Below are 15,610 nucleotides of genomic sequence, written 5' to 3'. Positions count from 1 at the left end.
CTTCTGAAAGCACATCAGACAGGCGCGTTACCGCTCCCCGCTATGGGGAGAGGCAAGATTAGTTAGGGCTGTATCCCATCACCACACCGCTCAGTCCGGAGAGCTGTTTCAGGTCGCCAAGTTGGCCTTTCAGCTTATCTTTCGAGGCATCTGGACCCACCAGGATTCGGGTAATTTTACCCTGAACCGGGGTTGAAGGCGACGTGTAGACTTTGAACCCGGAGGAGCGCAGTTTACCGACGATCTCGTTGACCTTATCGGCGTTCTTCAACGCCCCAAGCTGCACCACGTAGGCTTTGCCGGTCGGTGCCGGGATCTCTGCCGGTTTCGCCGGCGGCGTTTGCACGGCCACCTGCTGCTGCTGTTGCGGCTGTGGTTTCTCAACCGGCTTCGGCTGCACCGGTTGCGGCTTAGGCTGTGGCTGCGGTTTAGGCTGCGGCGCCACGACCGGCTCCTGCACATCATCGAAGCTGTTGCTGTTGACCGGGATCCGCGACGGATCTAACGATGGAGCCGCGGCATCACCCGCACGGACCTCTTCCGCCGCCCCTTCAGGCGGCTGCGCCGGCAGGGCCTGCGTGGCGGCCGGCAGCATGTCCGGCTCATCGCGATCGCCTGGTTTCGGCACCAGGGGAATCGCCGCAAATTCATCCTGATAATGCTTTTTCTGGCCGTCGAGCAGCCCTGGGAGAATAATCACCCCCAGCGCCACCAGTACAATTGTCCCGACTAAACGGTTCTGAAACTTACTCGCCACCGATTCTCCCCGCGTCTATTTCTTCCATTACATGCGCCACCGTGTGGAATGACCCGCACACCAGTACGGTATCTTCAGACCTGGCATCAGCCATGGCCGCATGCCATGCCTGAGCGACATCAGCGTAAGCATTCCCTTCAGGTAAGTGTTCCAGCAGCTGTTGCGCCGTGGCGCCGCGCGGCCCTTCCAGCGGTGCGCAGTACCAGCAGTCGACCTCTGCCTTCAGGTTTGCCAGCGTACCGGCGATATCTTTATCATGCAGCATACCAATAACCGCCAGTACGCGCCCCGTTTTCGACAGGCTTTTGAGACGCCCGGCGAGATAGGCCGCCGCATGAGGATTATGGGCCACGTCGAGAATAACACGCGGCGTTTCGCTGATTATCTGAAAACGACCGGGCAACATCGCCCGTGCGATGCCTTCGCGAAGCGCCTGCTCGCTGATGACCAGCTGGCTGGCGCGCAGCGCTGCCAGCGCCGTAGCGGCATTCGGCATCGGCACCAGCGGCAGCGGTAGCCCTGTTAACGCTCCCTGAGCGTCGGAGAAGGACCACGATTCGGCATCAACGGTGTAGCGCCAGTCAACATCACGTTGCAGCAGCGTGGCGCCTTTCTCAGCGGCTACCTCAGCAATCGTGTGGGGCATATCCGGTTCACCGACCACCGCCGGTTTACCAGCACGGAAAATACCGGCCTTCTCGCGACCAATACTTTCACGATCCGGCCCCAGCCAGTCGATATGATCCAGCGCGATACTGGTCACCACGGAAACGTCGGCGTCAACGATATTGGTGGCATCGAGTCGGCCACCCAGGCCAACCTCGAGGATCACCACGTCGAGCTGGGCCTGCTGGAACAACCACAGCGCGGACAGCGTACCGAACTCAAAATAGCTCAGCGAAATATCGCCGCGGGCCGCGTCGATCTCGGCAAAAGAGGCGGTATGTGCGGCTTCCGGTAGCTCTGCACCCTGGATACGAACACGTTCGGTATAACGCACCAGATGCGGTGAACTGTACACGCCGACCTTGTAGCCCGCCGCCATCAGCACGGACTCCAGCGTGCGGCAGGTGGTTCCCTTGCCGTTGGTGCCTGCCACCGTAAAGACAAACGGCGCCGGTTTTAATACCGCCATCCGCCCGGCGACGTCACGCACGCGCGTCAGCCCCAGATCGATGGTTTTACTGTGCAGGTGTTCCAGATAGGAAAGCCACGTAGCCAGGGGCGACGTGGCCTGAGGAGTAGGTTGTTTTTCCATGATGTCCGCTAACGTTAACGGTAAATGCACTGCATCCTTCAAGCGGGTGCCCGGTCTGCTGCGCTCGTAACTTACGCGGTCTGCTGACCTGGGTTCTGCTTATTCGCCGCGACCTGGCTTGAATGATGGCGCATATAATTAAAAAAGGGCAGCACCGTCAGGCCTGCCCTCTGAATTATCAGGCCTCTGGTTCCTGATCCGGTGCTGGCTGCACCACCTCGCCTTCATGAGAGACATCCGGGCTGGGTGCCGGAAGATTCATCAGCTTCGCCAGGATACTGGCCAGCTTCAGGCGCATCTCCGGGCGACGAACGATCATATCGATCGCCCCTTTCTCAATCAGGAACTCACTGCGCTGGAATCCCGGCGGCAGTTTTTCACGTACGGTCTGCTCGATGACGCGAGGACCGGCAAAGCCAATCAGCGCTTTCGGTTCGGCAATGTTGAGATCGCCAAGCATCGCAAAGCTCGCCGATACGCCGCCCATGGTCGGGTCGGTCAGCACCGAGATATACGGTAAGCCACGCTCCTGCATTTTTGCCAGCGCAGCAGACGTTTTCGCCATCTGCATCAGCGACATCAGCGCTTCCTGCATACGCGCACCGCCGGAAGCAGAGAAGCAAATCAGCGGGCAATTATCTTCCAGCGCCTGTTCAACAGCACGGACGAAGCGCGCGCCGACGACGGAACCCATTGAGCCACCCATAAAGGAGAACTCGAAGGCCGCGGCGACAATCGGCATCTCATGCAGGGTACCCTTCATGACCACCAGCGCATCTTTTTCGCCAGTCTCTTTTTGCGCGGACGCCAGACGGTCTTTGTACTTCTTCGAATCGCGGAACTTCAGCACATCTTTCGGCTCGAGCTCGCTTCCCAGCTCCACCAGGGAACCTTCGTCCAACAGGCTATGCAGGCGATTACGCGCCGACATACGCATGTGGTGATCGCACTTAGGGCAAACCTCCAGGTTGCGCTCCAGCTCTGCACGGTACAATACCTGTCCGCAGCTGTCGCACTTGGTCCATACACCTTCAGGAATACTCGCCTTACGGGTGGGAGTGATGTTGCTTTTAATTCGTTCAATCCAGCTCATTGATAACCTTTCTGCCTGAACCTGGTCGATGCCAGTTTTGTCTTAAGGGGCGCATAATGCCATTTTTGCCCCTTACAGACCATGAATGTTGCACATTAAATCATAACATCCCGTCACATGGGATAAAAAAGTGGTCGTACCGCTAATACTTCCCTCTTCGGGCCGTGATGCTGCGCCCGAAGAGGAACACGAGGTCTGGACTATTTTGCCTGCTTCGCCGCAGCGCGCTTGTGGCGAATGATTTCAATCACCCCAGGCAGCACCGACAGCACAATAATCGCGACGATCAGCAGCTTCAGGTTTTCCTGTACGATCGGCAAATCACCAAACAGATAGCCCGCATAGGTAAACAGCAGAACCCACAGCAGCGCGCCGGCCACGTTATACATGGCAAAATGACGATAGGACATATGGCCCATTCCCGCCACAAACGGCGCGAAAGTTCTGACGATCGGCACAAAGCGCGCGAGGATAATCGTTTTACCGCCATGACGTTCGTAGAACGAATGGGTTTTATCCAGGTAGCTACGACGGAAAATTTTCGAGTTGGGATTACTAAAGAGCTTTTCACCAAACAACCGGCCAATGGTGTAGTTCAGCGCATCGCCGACAATCGCCGCGATCACCATCAAGACCACCATCAGATGCACATTCAGATCGTTGGTCGGCAACGCTGACAGCGCCCCCGCAACAAACAGTAGCGAATCTCCCGGCAGGAATGGCGTCACCACCAGACCCGTTTCGCAAAACAGAATCAAAAACAGAATGGCGTAAACCCAGACACCGTAGTCGGCAACCAGCTCAGCCAGATGAACATCAATATGCAGGATGAAATCAATTAAAAAACGAATCAGGTCCATATCGTATAAATCCTTAATTGCACGACATTTCATCGCTCAGGATACTGCCCGATAACACGCCGTGCGTTGCCAGGCAGTCTGAAGGATAAAGCGTATACGTTAGTCCGCCAGAAACAGCGGGCCCATCGGCATCACCGGCAGGTCGAAACGGGCCGGATAATCTACCGACACCAGATACAACCCTTCGGCTTTTGCCGTTGCGGCGGCAAGCTTCCTGTCTTTGGCCGCCAGAAGTTCTGCAATCCAGCTCTCTGGCTGGTTACCGGCGCCCACTTCCATCAAGCTGCCGACAATGTTCCTTACCATATGATGTACAAAGGCATTCGCTTTGATATCCACGACCACATACGCGCCATAACGAGTGACGCTGATATGGATAATATTCCGCCACGGCGTGCGCGACTGGCACTGCACCGCGCGGAATGACGTGAAATCATTTTCACCCAGCAGACACTGTGCTGCACGTTGCATCCGCTCAGCGTCCAGCGTCTGGTGATAATGTGTGACACCCTGACTTAACACCGCCGGACGCAGACGGTGATTATAGATGACGTAACGATAGCGCCTGGCGGTGGCGCTGAACCGGGCATGAAAATCGTCCGGAACATGTTTGACCCAACGTACGGCAATGTCACCAGGTAAATTCGCATTTACGCCGAGCGTCCATGCGGCATCTTTACGCAGCGCACGGGTCTCGAAATGGACCACCTGACCGGTACCATGAACGCCGGCATCGGTACGCCCGGCACAGAACACGCTAATCGGTTCATTGGCGACCTGCGAGAGCGCCTTTTCCAGCTTCTCCTGCACGCTGCGAACTTCATTTTGCCGCTGCCAGCCGTAATACTTACTGCCGTCGTACTCAATACCCAGTGCGATTTTATAGACCGGCAGCTGCTCCAGCTCAGACATCAGTACAGATACTCCTGCACCAGTTTCTCGGCAATTTTCACCGCCATCAGCGCGCCGCCAAAACGCACGTTATCGGCAACAGACCAGAACTGAATCTGCTCTGGCATACCGTAATCGTTGCGGACGCAGGCGACTGACAGGTGTGCAGTACCGGATGCATCACCGACCTGAGTCGGGAATTCACGTTCTTCTGAAAGCTCGATATCTTCACCACGGGCAAAGGCATCGCGCGCTTCTTCTGCCGCCAGCGGACGCAGCGCTTCGAAGCTGACCATCTGCGCATGACCGTAAAAGACCGGTGACTGCACGACGTTTGCCGAAATCATCAATCCTTCATCCTGCAGGATTTTGCGGACTTCATCGACGATACGGCGCTCTTCGCGCACGCTGCCTTCACGATCCGGCAGCAGCGGCAGCATGTTAAACGCCAGTTGACGACCAAAGAAATCATCCTCATCGATCGGGATACCATTCAGCAGTTTGGCACTCTGCCCTGCCAGCGCATCCACGGCTTTTTTACCGTGCGCGGAGGCAGAGATCAGGCTGGTTACCCCGATACGCGACAGACCACCTTCGTCGATCAGCGGCTTCAGCGCCGCCAGCAGCTGGCTGGTCAGGCTGTTAGGGACGGCAATCACATTACGATTGCGATAGTCAGCCAGTACAAACGGGTTTACTTCCGGGACGACCAGCGGAACGTCCGGCTCCAGCGCAAACAGGCCGCTGAGATCGATAACCAGGCAACCGGCGTTGGTGGCCTCTTCAACATAGGTCGCACTGGCTTCGACACCGGCGGCAAAAAAGGCCAGCTGGGCCTGAGTCCAGTCAAATGCGGCGGCATCCTGTACCACAACCGACTTACCGCTAAAACGCAGATGCTCGCCTGCGCTCTCATTGCGCGCCAGCGCATAAATATCACCCACCGGGAACTGACGTTCAGCAAGGGTTTCAAGCAGGGCTTCGCCGACGGCGCCCGTTGCGCCCAGTACGGCAATATTCCAGCCTTCAGACATGGTGGTTTACTCCAGAGAAAAGCGACTCTGCCGGAGTATCCAGCAGAGTCATTAAGAAGATATTAACGAATGGGGTGATGTACGGCATTAAAACCGAGCTGACGCAGCAGCGTTGCCGCCTGCACATCACTGCACTGTACGTACAGGGATGACCATTCACGGCGTTCCTGATAATTCTTGCGTAGCTTGTCAAATTCACCCGGTACGCCGGCGACTTTTCGCAACGGCGCATCATCGCGGCGCACATCATACACCAAATGAACCAGCCTTTTTAGCGTTGGCTGATCGAGTGGGCCATGCAGGGTAATGCGGCCAAATTCTGGCGCCGGGAGCAAGGTATCTAACGCTACCTGCCGTGGGTGACCGATGAAGGCGCTGTAGGCTTCAAAGACCTGCGTCGTCCCGCGCGCTTTCCCTTCCAGGGTGTAGCCAGCAATGTGCGGCGTCCCGATATCAACGCGGCTCAGCAGTTCAAGGTTCAGATCCGGCTCGGGTTCCCAGACGTCCAGCACCACGCTTAGCGACTGACCGGACTGCAGACAGGCCAGCAGCGCGTGGTTATCCACCACCGGACCGCGACAGGCGTTGATCAGCACGCTGCCCGGCTTCAAACGGCGAATTAACGCCTCGTCCGCGAGGTGCAGGGATTTGTACGGTCCGTCTTTAAACAGCGGCGTGTGGAAGGTCAGAACATCCGCTTCCTGAACCAGCTCATCCAGCGTGCGGAAGTCACCTTCATCACCGCGATCGGCGCGCGGCGGATCGCACAGCAGCGTTTTAATCCCCAGCGCTTCCAGCCGTTTTTGCAGACGCCCGCCGACGTTGCCAACCCCGACAATCCCGACGGTACGATCGGTCAGCGCAAAACCATCGCGCTCGGCCAGCATCAGCAGGGATGAGAAGACATATTCAACCACTGCAATGGCGTTACAGCCAGGGGCGGCCGAAAACCCGATCCCGGCCTGCTGCAGCCACGCCTGATCGACATGATCGGTGCCGGCCGTCGCGGTGCCAACGAACGTAATTCCTTTGCCGGAAAGCAGCGCTTCATTCACCTTAGTGACGGAGCGAACCATCAGCGCATCGGCGCCGCTGAGGGCCTCAACCGGCACAGGACGGCCAGGGACCGCCTCGACCTCGCCTAATCGGCTAAAAAGCTCGCGGGCATAGGGCATATTTTCATCAACGAGGATTTTCACGGTTTTGTACCTGTCTGAGAACAAGAGTAAACCGGGGAAGTGTGCCATAATCTCGCCGCCAGGAACATCATCACCGGGCCTCTGTACAGCAATACGGAAAGGATTAATCATGACACATCCCGTTTCAGGTATCTCCGACCGCCCTCCGGGGAGTGGTCCATCCGGTGCTTCCGTCACCGGTGAGCCAGCACTGACCACACAGCAACGCACCGTCCTTGAGCGGCTGATTACGCGTCTGGTGGCGTTAACGTCGCAGCAGAATGCGGAAGTGTGGGCAGGAGTCAGGCACGATTTGGGACTCAAAGGCGATGCATCCCTGCTGTCGTGCCATTTCAGTGCCGCTGAAAATAACCTGAATCAGCGTCTAAGTGTGGCGCAGCAAAACCTTCATCATCGCCAGACCCTCGCGCAATTGAGCGAGCTGCTAAACCGGGGAAACAACCGCCAGGCGGTCAGCGATTATATTCGCCAACATTACGGGCAAACCACGCTGCATGCGCTCACCGATGAGCATCTGCAAGAAGTATTGCAGCTGCTGAAAAGCGGCCAGCTGTCGATCCCGCAGCCGCAGCAACGCCCGCCAACCCTGCGCCCCCTTCTGCCCGCCGAGCACAATACCCTTAACCAGCAGGTCAGTCGGCTTGCTGCCGCCACCGGCGAACCGGGCAAGCTGATCTGGCAGTCAATGCTCGAACTGAGCGGAGTGAAAACCGGAGAACTGATCCCGGCGACCCACTTCACGCCCCTCTCCTACTGGCTGCATGCCCGACAAACGCTCAGCAGCCAGGCGGCACCGACGCTCACCTTGCTGCAGGCGGCGCTGAAACAGCCGCTGGAAGTTCACGAGTGGCAGACGATCGTCGATTTTGCCCAGCACAGCTGGCACGTCACGCCGCAAACGACCTTGAGTTCGACCCAGGTACTGGCGCTGCTGAACAAAATATTCGTCTTACGTGTCGCCAGAGCGCAGGAGACGCTGGCCATTCCCCCGCTGCCGCCGGAACCGGCTTCGCTTATTGAGCGCCTGAAAAAGCCGTGGATGATTCTGCTGGCAGCGCTAGTGGTTCTTGGGCTGATCTGGCTGCTAATGTGAAGTAGCTGTATGGCGAGAGACCCGGTCCCTGCTTCAGACCGGGTCATAGCGTTATCTACGCGGCTATTTACGTAAAGAGAGCAGCGTCACCAGAATGCCCAACAGCGCACAGGCCGCCCCGGCCATAAACACCGAGGAATAGCCCAGCGAGGTGGCGAGCAAGCCAGCGAGCGGGCCGGTGATGCCGTATGAGATATCCTGGAATGCGGCATAGCCGCCTAATGCGGTACCACGTACCTGCGCCGGGACGCGCTTCACCACTTCAACGCCTAATGACGGGAAGATCAGCGAACAGCCGCACCCTGTCAGCGCCGCGCCCGCCAGCGCCACCCAGGCAACCGGCGCCTGCCACAGCAGAATCAGGCCGATGGCTTCGATGAGCAGTGATACCATCGCCACCTTCACCCCGCCAAAGCGGTCCGGCATCCAGCCAAACAGAATACGCATCAGGACAAAAGCACCGCCAAACGCGGTCAGCGTGAAGCCTGCCATCGCCCAGCCGCGGCTGGCAAAATAGAGCGAGACAAAGGTGCCGATCACCGCAAACCCGACGCCCTGAAGCCCCAGCCCGATGCCCGGACGCCAGATCATCCCGACCACGCTCCATAACGACGGACGTTCACCGCCATGCGCCGGCACCTTACGTACTGTGCCATTGATCGCCAGCGCCAGCAGCGGTAACGCCATGGTGACGCAGGCCAGCACGGCAACGCCAAAATGCGAGTAGATCAGTAAGCCCAGCGGCGCGCCAACGGCCAGTGCGCCGTACATTGCCATGCCGTTCCACGACATCACTTTTCCTGAACGCGCCGGGCCCACCAGCCCCATTCCCCAGCTCAGGTTGCCGGTCAGCAGCTGGCTTTCGCCAAAGCCGAGGATCAGGCGCCCCAGTATCAATAAGGCAAACTTTGCCCACACCGACACCGGCAGCAGCGCGGCCAGCAGCCATGCCGCGCCAGCCAGAGCACAGGCCAGCATCCCCTGAAGCACCGAACGTTTGGCACCGTGCTGGTCAGCCAGACGCCCGGCGTAACCGCGGGTCAGCACCGTCGCCAGAAACTGGATCCCCACGGCAATCCCCACCATAGTGTTGCCGAAGCCCAAATCATGGTGCACAAAAAGCGGTATCACCGGCAGCGGTAATCCCACGGTCATATAGGTCAGAAAAACGGAAAAGGTAATACGAAATAGCGAAACATTCGCTGATTGAGTTGTTGCTGTGACAGTCGCTGCGGACATGCTTTACTCCAGTTCGCAGAGTAAGGCGAGGTGATAGCCACGCCCCCTCCACCTGATGATCAGGGTTTAGGTGCGTTGGATGACGTTAAACGCTTACGCATAATCGGGGAGATTAATGTTCCGCAGCAGTTTGCCTGCCGAGCCCTGGTGCTGTCAAGAAGACAAAAAGGGAGCCGGTTGGCTCCCTTTTATGCATCAGTTGGCATTACGCCGCTGGATTACGCGTTGTGTTTACGCATCACCAGCGTGGCGTTGGTGCCGCCAAAACCAAAGCTGTTGGACATGACAGTCGTCAGCGCAGACTCGGTTGGTTTGGTGACGATGTTCAGACCTGCAGCCTGCTCATCCATCTCGTCGATGTTGATGCTTGGCGCAATAAAGCCGTGTTCCAGCATCAGCAGAGAGTAGATGGCTTCCTGCACGCCAGCGGCACCCAGAGAGTGGCCGGTCATCGCTTTGGTAGCGGAGATAGCCGGGCTGTGGTCACCGAATACTTCACGGATAGCGCCCAGTTCTTTCACGTCGCCTACCGGGGTAGAGGTGCCGTGGGAGTTCAGGTAGTCGATTGGGGTGTCCACACCGGCCATCGCCTGCTTCATGCAGCGCACTGCGCCTTCACCGGACGGGGCAACCATGTCAGCACCGTCAGAGGTTGCGCCGTAGCCAACCACTTCAGCATAGATGTGCGCGCCGCGGGCCAGAGCGTGTTCCAGCTCTTCAACCACGACCATACCGCCGCCGCCGGCGATAACGAAACCGTCACGGTGTGCATCATAAGTACGGGAAGCTTTGTCCGGCGTTTCGTTATATTTGGTGGACAGAGCGCCCATCGCGTCAAATTCACAGGCCATTTCCCAGCACAGCTCTTCGCCGCCGCCAGCAAACACGATATCCTGTTTGCCCAGTTGAATCTGCTCAACCGCGCTGCCGATACAGTGTGCAGAAGTTGCACATGCAGAGCTGATGGAGTAGTTCACGCCGTGAATTTTGAACGGGGTCGCCAGGCAGGCAGAAACGGCAGAAGCCATCGCTTTGGTCACCACATAAGGACCAACTGCTTTCAGGCCACGCGGGCTACGCATGGCATCTGCGCCAAACACCTGAGACTTAGAAGAACCGCCGGAACCAGCAATCAGACCGACGCGAGGGTTGTTTTGATACACCTCTTCTTTCAGTCCTGCATCTTCGACAGCCTGCTGCATTGAGAGATAAGCATAGATAGAGGCATCGTTCATGAAACGGACCACTTTGCGGTCGATAAGACCCGTGGTGTCCAGTTTGACGTTACCCCATACGTGGCTACGCATACCAGAATCTTTGAATTCTTGAGAGAAAGTGATCCCCGAGCGTCCTTCACGCAGAGATTCCAGGACTTCCTGCTGGTTGTTACCGATGCTGGAAACGATGCCCAGGCCAGTAATCACTGCACGTTTCATTCAATACCTCTATAAAGTCATGCTATTTTAAGTTTCGAGTCGCACAATAGCGTACACTTGTACGCTGAACAAGTCCGATCAGACAAATTAAGCATAAATTTGCGCCGTCCGGCACACATCGTTAAGATCGTTGCACGCCTTGAGATTCGAGTAACTTACGTGAAACAAAACGCCATACAACCTGCCAACCTGGAATTCAATGCTGAGGGTACACCTGTTTCCCGAGACTTCGATGATGTGTACTTTTCCAATGACAATGGTCTGGAAGAGACACGCTTCGTTTTTCTCGGCGGCAACCGCCTCAGCGAGCGCTTTCCGGTGCACCCGCACCCGCTGTTCATCGTCGCCGAAAGCGGGTTTGGCACGGGTCTCAATTTCCTGACCCTGTGGCAGGCGTTTGACGTTTTTCGCCGCGACAACCCCGACGCTACCCTGCAAAGATTACATTTCATCAGTTTTGAAAAATTTCCGCTGACCGCCGCCGATCTGCAGCGCGCGCATGCCCACTGGCCCGAACTGGCGCCGTGGGCCGAACAGTTGCAGGAACAGTGGCCGCTGCCGCTCGCGGGCTGCCACCGCTTGCTGCTCGACGACGGGCGCGTGACGCTGGATTTGTGGTTCGGGGATATTAATGAACTGACCCACGAGCTTGACGACTCGCTGAATCAGCAGGTCGACGCCTGGTTTCTCGATGGCTTCGCCCCGGCGAAAAATCCGGACATGTGGACCCCGACGCTGTTTTCTGCGATGGCCCGTCTGGCAAGGCCGGGCGGCACCCTGGCTACGTTTACGTCCGCCGGTTTTGTGCGTCGCGGTCTGCAGGACGCCGGATTTACCATGCGCAAATGCAAAGGTTTTGGCCGCAAACGCGAAATGCTCGTCGGCGAGATGGCGCAGACGCTGAATGTCCCGGTACGTACGCCCTGGTTTGCCCGTACCGGCAGCCAGCAGCGCGATGTGGCGATTGTCGGTGGTGGCATCGCCAGCGCCCTGCTCGCGCTCGCCTTGCTGCGCCGTGGCTGGAAGGTCAGCTTATACTGCGCCGATCAGGCCCCGGCCGAAGGCGCCTCGGGCAACCGTCAGGGGGCGCTCTACCCGCTGCTGACCCAGCACGACCCGGCACTGGCGCGCTTCTTCCCGGCCGCATTTACCTTTGCCCGCCGCCTGTATGACGCGCTCCCGGTGATGTTTGACCACCAGTGGTGCGGCGTCACCCAGCTTGCCTGGGATGAAAAGAGCGAACAGAAGATCAGCCAGATGCTGTCGATCGGGCTACCGGAAGGTATCGCGATGGCGGTTAATGCCCAGACCGTCGCGCAGGACACGGGAGTGGACACCGGCTGCGGCGGAATCACCTATCCCGCCGGCGGTTGGCTCTATCCGCAGCAGCTCACGGCCGAACTGTTTGCGCTGGCCGCCATCCGCGGATTGCGTACGCACTATGGCGTTAACGTCTCGACCCTGAGCGTCGACCATGACGGCTGGCAGCTTAACAACCAGCATCAACATGGGGTGGTGGTGCTGGCCAACGGCCATCAGCTCACCGGTTTCTCCCAGACCGAACATCTGCCAGCCTATCCGGTGGCGGGCCAGGTCAGCCATATCCCCACCACGTCAGGGCTGGCGGCGCTGCGTCAGGTCCTGTGCTATGACGGCTACCTGACGCCGCAGAATCCCCATAATCAGCAGCACTGCATCGGCGCCAGCTATCACCGCGGACAGAGCGACCCGGCTTTCAGCGCCGAAGACCAGCAGCGCAACCGGCAACGGTTGATTGACTGCTTCCCGCAGGCGGCGTGGGCAAAAGAAGTGGATGTCAGCGGCAATGAGGCCCGCTGCGGTGTGCGCTGCGCGACCCGCGACCATTTACCGATGGTGGGCAATGTCCCGGATTATGACGCCACCTTGACGCAGTACGCGACGCTGGCCGAAGAGAAAGAGCAGGCGCCGACGGCACCGGTACATCGCAATCTGTTCGTGCTGGGCGCGCTGGGCTCACGTGGATTGTGCTCCGCGCCGTTAGCGGCGGAACTTCTGGCGGCACAGATGAGCGGTGAACCGCTGCCGCTGGATGCGACTACCCTGGCGGGGCTGAATCCGAATCGTTTATGGGTAAGAAAACTGCTGAAGGGAAAGGCGGTGAAGTAAGCCGCAGGACGCGTCTGGCAGACAGTGAATCAATTTGTACAGCGCGGCGCCGGCGCGATACCCGGCGTCGCACCACCCGGCCAGATCCTCAGGCCGGGCGTTCAGCGGCAGTTAGTGGGTTGCGCGCTGATATAAACTGTCCCACATCCCCTGAACCAGGATCTGGTCCGGCGGCGAGAGTTCACCGGCGCCGATCGCTTTCTCCAGGCTGCGAACGACCTGATCGTTGATCGCTTTCGCAGAGTGGTCGTCCCCTCCTTCCAGCTCGGCAACCGCCAGTGTCAGGTGGCCGCGCAGATAGCCGCTGGCAAACAGTTCATCATCACTGGCGTGGTCTACCATTTCATCGATCAGTGCCAGAATGCGTGATTCAAACTCCGCGAGCATTGTCTTTCCTCTTCTAGTGTCAAACGTGGCGTTAGTGCAGGTCTTCCGGCCACGGGAATTGTTCTGCCGTCAGTGGCGGCGTCTGATAATAATCTTGTAAGGCCCGGATCAAGCGCGCCGGGCGCTCAGGGATCCCTTGCTCAAGCAGGGTCATCACCTGTGCATGAACGCGGCGCTGGAAGGCAATGCGATCGGGCTCAAAGTCCCCTTCCAGGTTGTCGCAGCTGACGTTAAACGGAAAACCTGCCGCGACGCAAAATAGCCAGTCAAAAGCCTGGGGCTTGACTTCCACCTCTTCGAACTTGCACTGGGTCATCGCGTCACGACCATCCGGGCAGTACCAGTAACCGAAATCAACCTGTTCGCGACGCGCCTTGCCCGCGATACACCAGTGGGAAATTTCATGCAGTCCGCTGGCATAAAAGCCATGGGCAAAGACGATACGGTTATAGGGCACGTCGTTGTCTGCCGGAAGATAGATCGGTTCGTCATCGCCTTTAATCAGACGGGTATTAAAATCGTCGGCAAAGCAGCCGTCAAAAATCGCGATCAGCTGCTGATAATGGTGTTGCTGTTGCATTAATGAATTCCCAACCACTGAAGAATTTCAGCCCCGTGGCTGTCATAAAGAAGTTTCGCGCTCATCACGGCGGAGACAACCACAATCATCGGACGAATCAACGATTGTCCTTTACTCAGTACCAGCCGTGAACCGGCACGGGCGCCAATAAACTGCCCCGCCATCATCACGAACCCGGTGGCCCAAATTACTTTGCCGCCAATGATAAACAACAGCAGCCCGCCGACGTTGGAGGTGGCGTTCAGTACTTTGGCATGGGCGGTTGATTTGGCGAGGTTAAACCCGGCCAGCGTGACGAAGGCCAGCGCATAGAAGGAACCGGCACCCGGCCCAAAGAAACCGTCATAAAAGCCCACACAGCCGCCTGCAATCAAGGCAAACGGCAGGCCATACAGGCGACGCTGGCGGTCTGCTTCACCTAATCTCGGCATCAGCAGGAAATACAGGCCGATGCCGATCACCAGCACCGGCAGGATCTGACGCAGAATATCGGACTGGACGTGCTGCACCAGCAGCGCGCCTGCAGTCGAGCCGATAAAGGTCATCAGGATATTTAGCTTCTGGTCAGCCAGGTTCACCACCTTGCGGCGGATAAAATAGAGCGACGCCGAAAGCGACCCGCCGCAGGCCTGCAGCTTGTTGGTCGCCAGCGCCTGCGCCGGAGGTAGCCCGGCGGCCATCAGCGCCGGGACGGTCAGCAGTCCACCGCCACCCGCCAGCGAATCAATAAACCCAGCCAGAATAGCCACGAAAAAAAGCACCACCAGTACCATCGGTGACACCATAAACAGGTCAACAAAGCTTTCCATTACAGCACGTGCTCATCCAGTAGTGCCTGGCAGGAAGGCGGCAACGGCGGCGGCGTCTTCTTCACAGGAGAGGTGGTTCCAGGTTTTGGTGGTTCAAACCAGCTTTGCAACTCGGCGCCGCAGCCATCACCTGCCGGTGGTGGGGCCTGCTCTTCGCACTCCAGGCTGCCCGCCGGGCAACGCAGACGCACGTGCATGTGCGCACGATGCTGGAACCACGGCCGCACTTTGCGTAGCCAGTCACGATCCTGACCGGCGTCGAGGCACAGCTGCTGCTTGATAGCCGGGTTCACAAAAATGCGCGTGACGTCGTTATCTTCTGCCGCCAGTTTAATCAGGTTGCTGATTTGCGGGCTCCACAGAGACGGCACCACGTGCTTACCGTCGCGGGCAACCAGATCCAGCGCCTGCGGTTTCAGCAACTGAGCCGAGCTCCAGCGGGTCTGCGGGAGCTGGAGGAAGATATCGACATCTAGCCCGCTTTGATGGCTGGCATGACCGCCGTTAAAGCGCCCGCCCGCCGGCATCCCCATGTCGCCAATCAGCAGCGTGCCCATGCCACGGCTATGCACCTGGTTGCCCAGACGCTGGATAAACTGCACCAGATCCGGATGACCGAAATAGCGACGCTGGTCGGTACGCATAACCTGGTAACTGGCCGAGTTTAGCGGCAGCCCCTGCGCCCCCACGATACAGCCGTTAGCAAAGGCACCGATAGACTGCGCGCTGCCGGCGATTGGCTGGGAGATTTTTTGCCACGGCGTTGCCGCGAGGCTGGCAGAGCTGGCGACAAGCGCCAGCAAAGCGATAACGGTTTTTTTCATCG

At 58.2% G+C, this 15,610-nt stretch carries 15 protein-coding genes; 2 read left to right on the top strand and 13 right to left on the bottom strand.

Going from position 1 to position 15,610, the window contains the following annotated elements:
* Window positions 1-58: 58 nt before the first annotated feature.
* The 7 genes from dedD to pdxB all read right to left on the bottom strand — a co-directional run bounded on the left by dedD (window position 59) and on the right by pdxB (window position 7,092).
* Window positions 59-757, bottom strand: coding sequence for a cell division protein DedD (gene dedD / locus ACMYSN_RS22270; protein ID WP_123755267.1), 699 nt, complete (start codon window positions 755-757; stop codon window positions 59-61).
* Entirely contained in the window at window positions 747-2,015 is a 1,269-nt protein-coding gene (gene folC / locus ACMYSN_RS22265; protein WP_462496199.1) for a bifunctional folylpolyglutamate synthase/dihydrofolate synthase, read from the bottom strand. Before folC ends, dedD begins: the two co-directional genes overlap by 11 nt.
* 178 nt (window positions 2,016-2,193) lie before the next feature.
* Window positions 2,194-3,108 (bottom strand): acetyl-CoA carboxylase carboxyltransferase subunit beta, encoded by a 915-nt coding sequence (gene accD, locus ACMYSN_RS22260; protein WP_462496198.1) that lies wholly within the window; start codon window positions 3,106-3,108, stop codon window positions 2,194-2,196.
* A gap of 200 nt (window positions 3,109-3,308) precedes the next feature.
* A complete protein-coding gene (locus ACMYSN_RS22255) occupies window positions 3,309-3,968 on the bottom strand; it encodes a DedA family protein (protein ID WP_462496197.1) in 660 nt (219 codons plus the stop codon).
* 99 nt (window positions 3,969-4,067) lie between these two features.
* Window positions 4,068-4,880: a tRNA pseudouridine synthase A gene (gene truA / locus ACMYSN_RS22250; RefSeq protein ID WP_462496196.1), complete on the bottom strand. Its 813-nt coding sequence runs from the start codon at window positions 4,878-4,880 to the stop codon at window positions 4,068-4,070.
* Window positions 4,880-5,893 (bottom strand): aspartate-semialdehyde dehydrogenase family protein, encoded by a 1,014-nt coding sequence (locus ACMYSN_RS22245; RefSeq protein WP_462496195.1) that lies wholly within the window; start codon window positions 5,891-5,893, stop codon window positions 4,880-4,882. The genes truA and ACMYSN_RS22245 overlap by 1 nt, the downstream gene beginning before the upstream one ends.
* Before the next feature lie 62 nt (window positions 5,894-5,955).
* Complete coding sequence (pdxB, locus tag ACMYSN_RS22240; RefSeq protein ID WP_462496194.1) at window positions 5,956-7,092, bottom strand: 4-phosphoerythronate dehydrogenase; 1,137 nt, start codon at window positions 7,090-7,092, stop codon at window positions 5,956-5,958.
* A gap of 109 nt (window positions 7,093-7,201) precedes the next feature.
* On the opposite strand from pdxB, the gene flk reads away from it, so the two are divergent.
* Window positions 7,202-8,185 carry a flagella biosynthesis regulator gene (gene flk, locus ACMYSN_RS22235; RefSeq protein ID WP_462496193.1) on the top strand — a complete coding sequence of 328 codons (984 nt, stop codon included), beginning with the start codon at window positions 7,202-7,204 and terminating at the stop codon, window positions 8,183-8,185.
* 63 nt (window positions 8,186-8,248) lie between these two features.
* Here flk and ACMYSN_RS22230 read toward each other — a convergent pair whose 3' ends face one another.
* Complete coding sequence (locus ACMYSN_RS22230) at window positions 8,249-9,424, bottom strand: MFS transporter (protein WP_187042503.1); 1,176 nt, start codon at window positions 9,422-9,424, stop codon at window positions 8,249-8,251.
* A 218-nt stretch (window positions 9,425-9,642) separates the two neighbouring features.
* Window positions 9,643-10,860 (bottom strand): beta-ketoacyl-ACP synthase I, encoded by a 1,218-nt coding sequence (gene fabB, locus ACMYSN_RS22225; protein ID WP_123755276.1) that lies wholly within the window; start codon window positions 10,858-10,860, stop codon window positions 9,643-9,645.
* Between the two features lie 159 nt (window positions 10,861-11,019).
* Between fabB and mnmC the strand changes: the two genes are divergently transcribed.
* Complete coding sequence (gene mnmC / locus ACMYSN_RS22220; RefSeq protein WP_462496192.1) at window positions 11,020-13,008, top strand: bifunctional tRNA (5-methylaminomethyl-2-thiouridine)(34)-methyltransferase MnmD/FAD-dependent 5-carboxymethylaminomethyl-2-thiouridine(34) oxidoreductase MnmC; 1,989 nt, start codon at window positions 11,020-11,022, stop codon at window positions 13,006-13,008.
* A 111-nt stretch (window positions 13,009-13,119) separates the two neighbouring features.
* On the opposite strand, the gene ACMYSN_RS22215 is transcribed toward mnmC, so the two are convergent.
* From ACMYSN_RS22215 to mepA, 4 genes are read right to left on the bottom strand one after another with little or no spacing between them, the layout of a single operon-like run.
* The gene (locus ACMYSN_RS22215) at window positions 13,120-13,395 is read right to left on the bottom strand and encodes a YfcL family protein (protein ID WP_123755278.1); all 276 of its coding nucleotides are present in this window, start codon (window positions 13,393-13,395) and stop codon (window positions 13,120-13,122) included.
* A 31-nt stretch (window positions 13,396-13,426) separates the two neighbouring features.
* Complete coding sequence (locus tag ACMYSN_RS22210) at window positions 13,427-13,975, bottom strand: elongation factor P hydroxylase (protein ID WP_462496191.1); 549 nt, start codon at window positions 13,973-13,975, stop codon at window positions 13,427-13,429.
* Window positions 13,975-14,784 carry a sulfite exporter TauE/SafE family protein gene (locus ACMYSN_RS22205; protein ID WP_123755280.1) on the bottom strand — a complete coding sequence of 270 codons (810 nt, stop codon included), beginning with the start codon at window positions 14,782-14,784 and terminating at the stop codon, window positions 13,975-13,977. Before ACMYSN_RS22205 ends, ACMYSN_RS22210 begins: the two co-directional genes overlap by 1 nt.
* The gene (gene mepA, locus ACMYSN_RS22200; RefSeq protein ID WP_123755281.1) at window positions 14,784-15,608 is read right to left on the bottom strand and encodes a penicillin-insensitive murein endopeptidase; all 825 of its coding nucleotides are present in this window, start codon (window positions 15,606-15,608) and stop codon (window positions 14,784-14,786) included. Before mepA ends, ACMYSN_RS22205 begins: the two co-directional genes overlap by 1 nt.
* Window positions 15,609-15,610: the final 2 nt, after the last annotated feature.

It is taken from the genome of Klebsiella sp. R445 (assembly GCF_051131755.1).
Taxonomy (GTDB): Bacteria; Pseudomonadota; Gammaproteobacteria; order Enterobacterales; family Enterobacteriaceae; genus Klebsiella; species Klebsiella lignicola.
The sequence above is the reverse complement of the archived record's forward strand: the minus strand, read 5'-3'. Positions and strand labels throughout refer to the sequence as shown.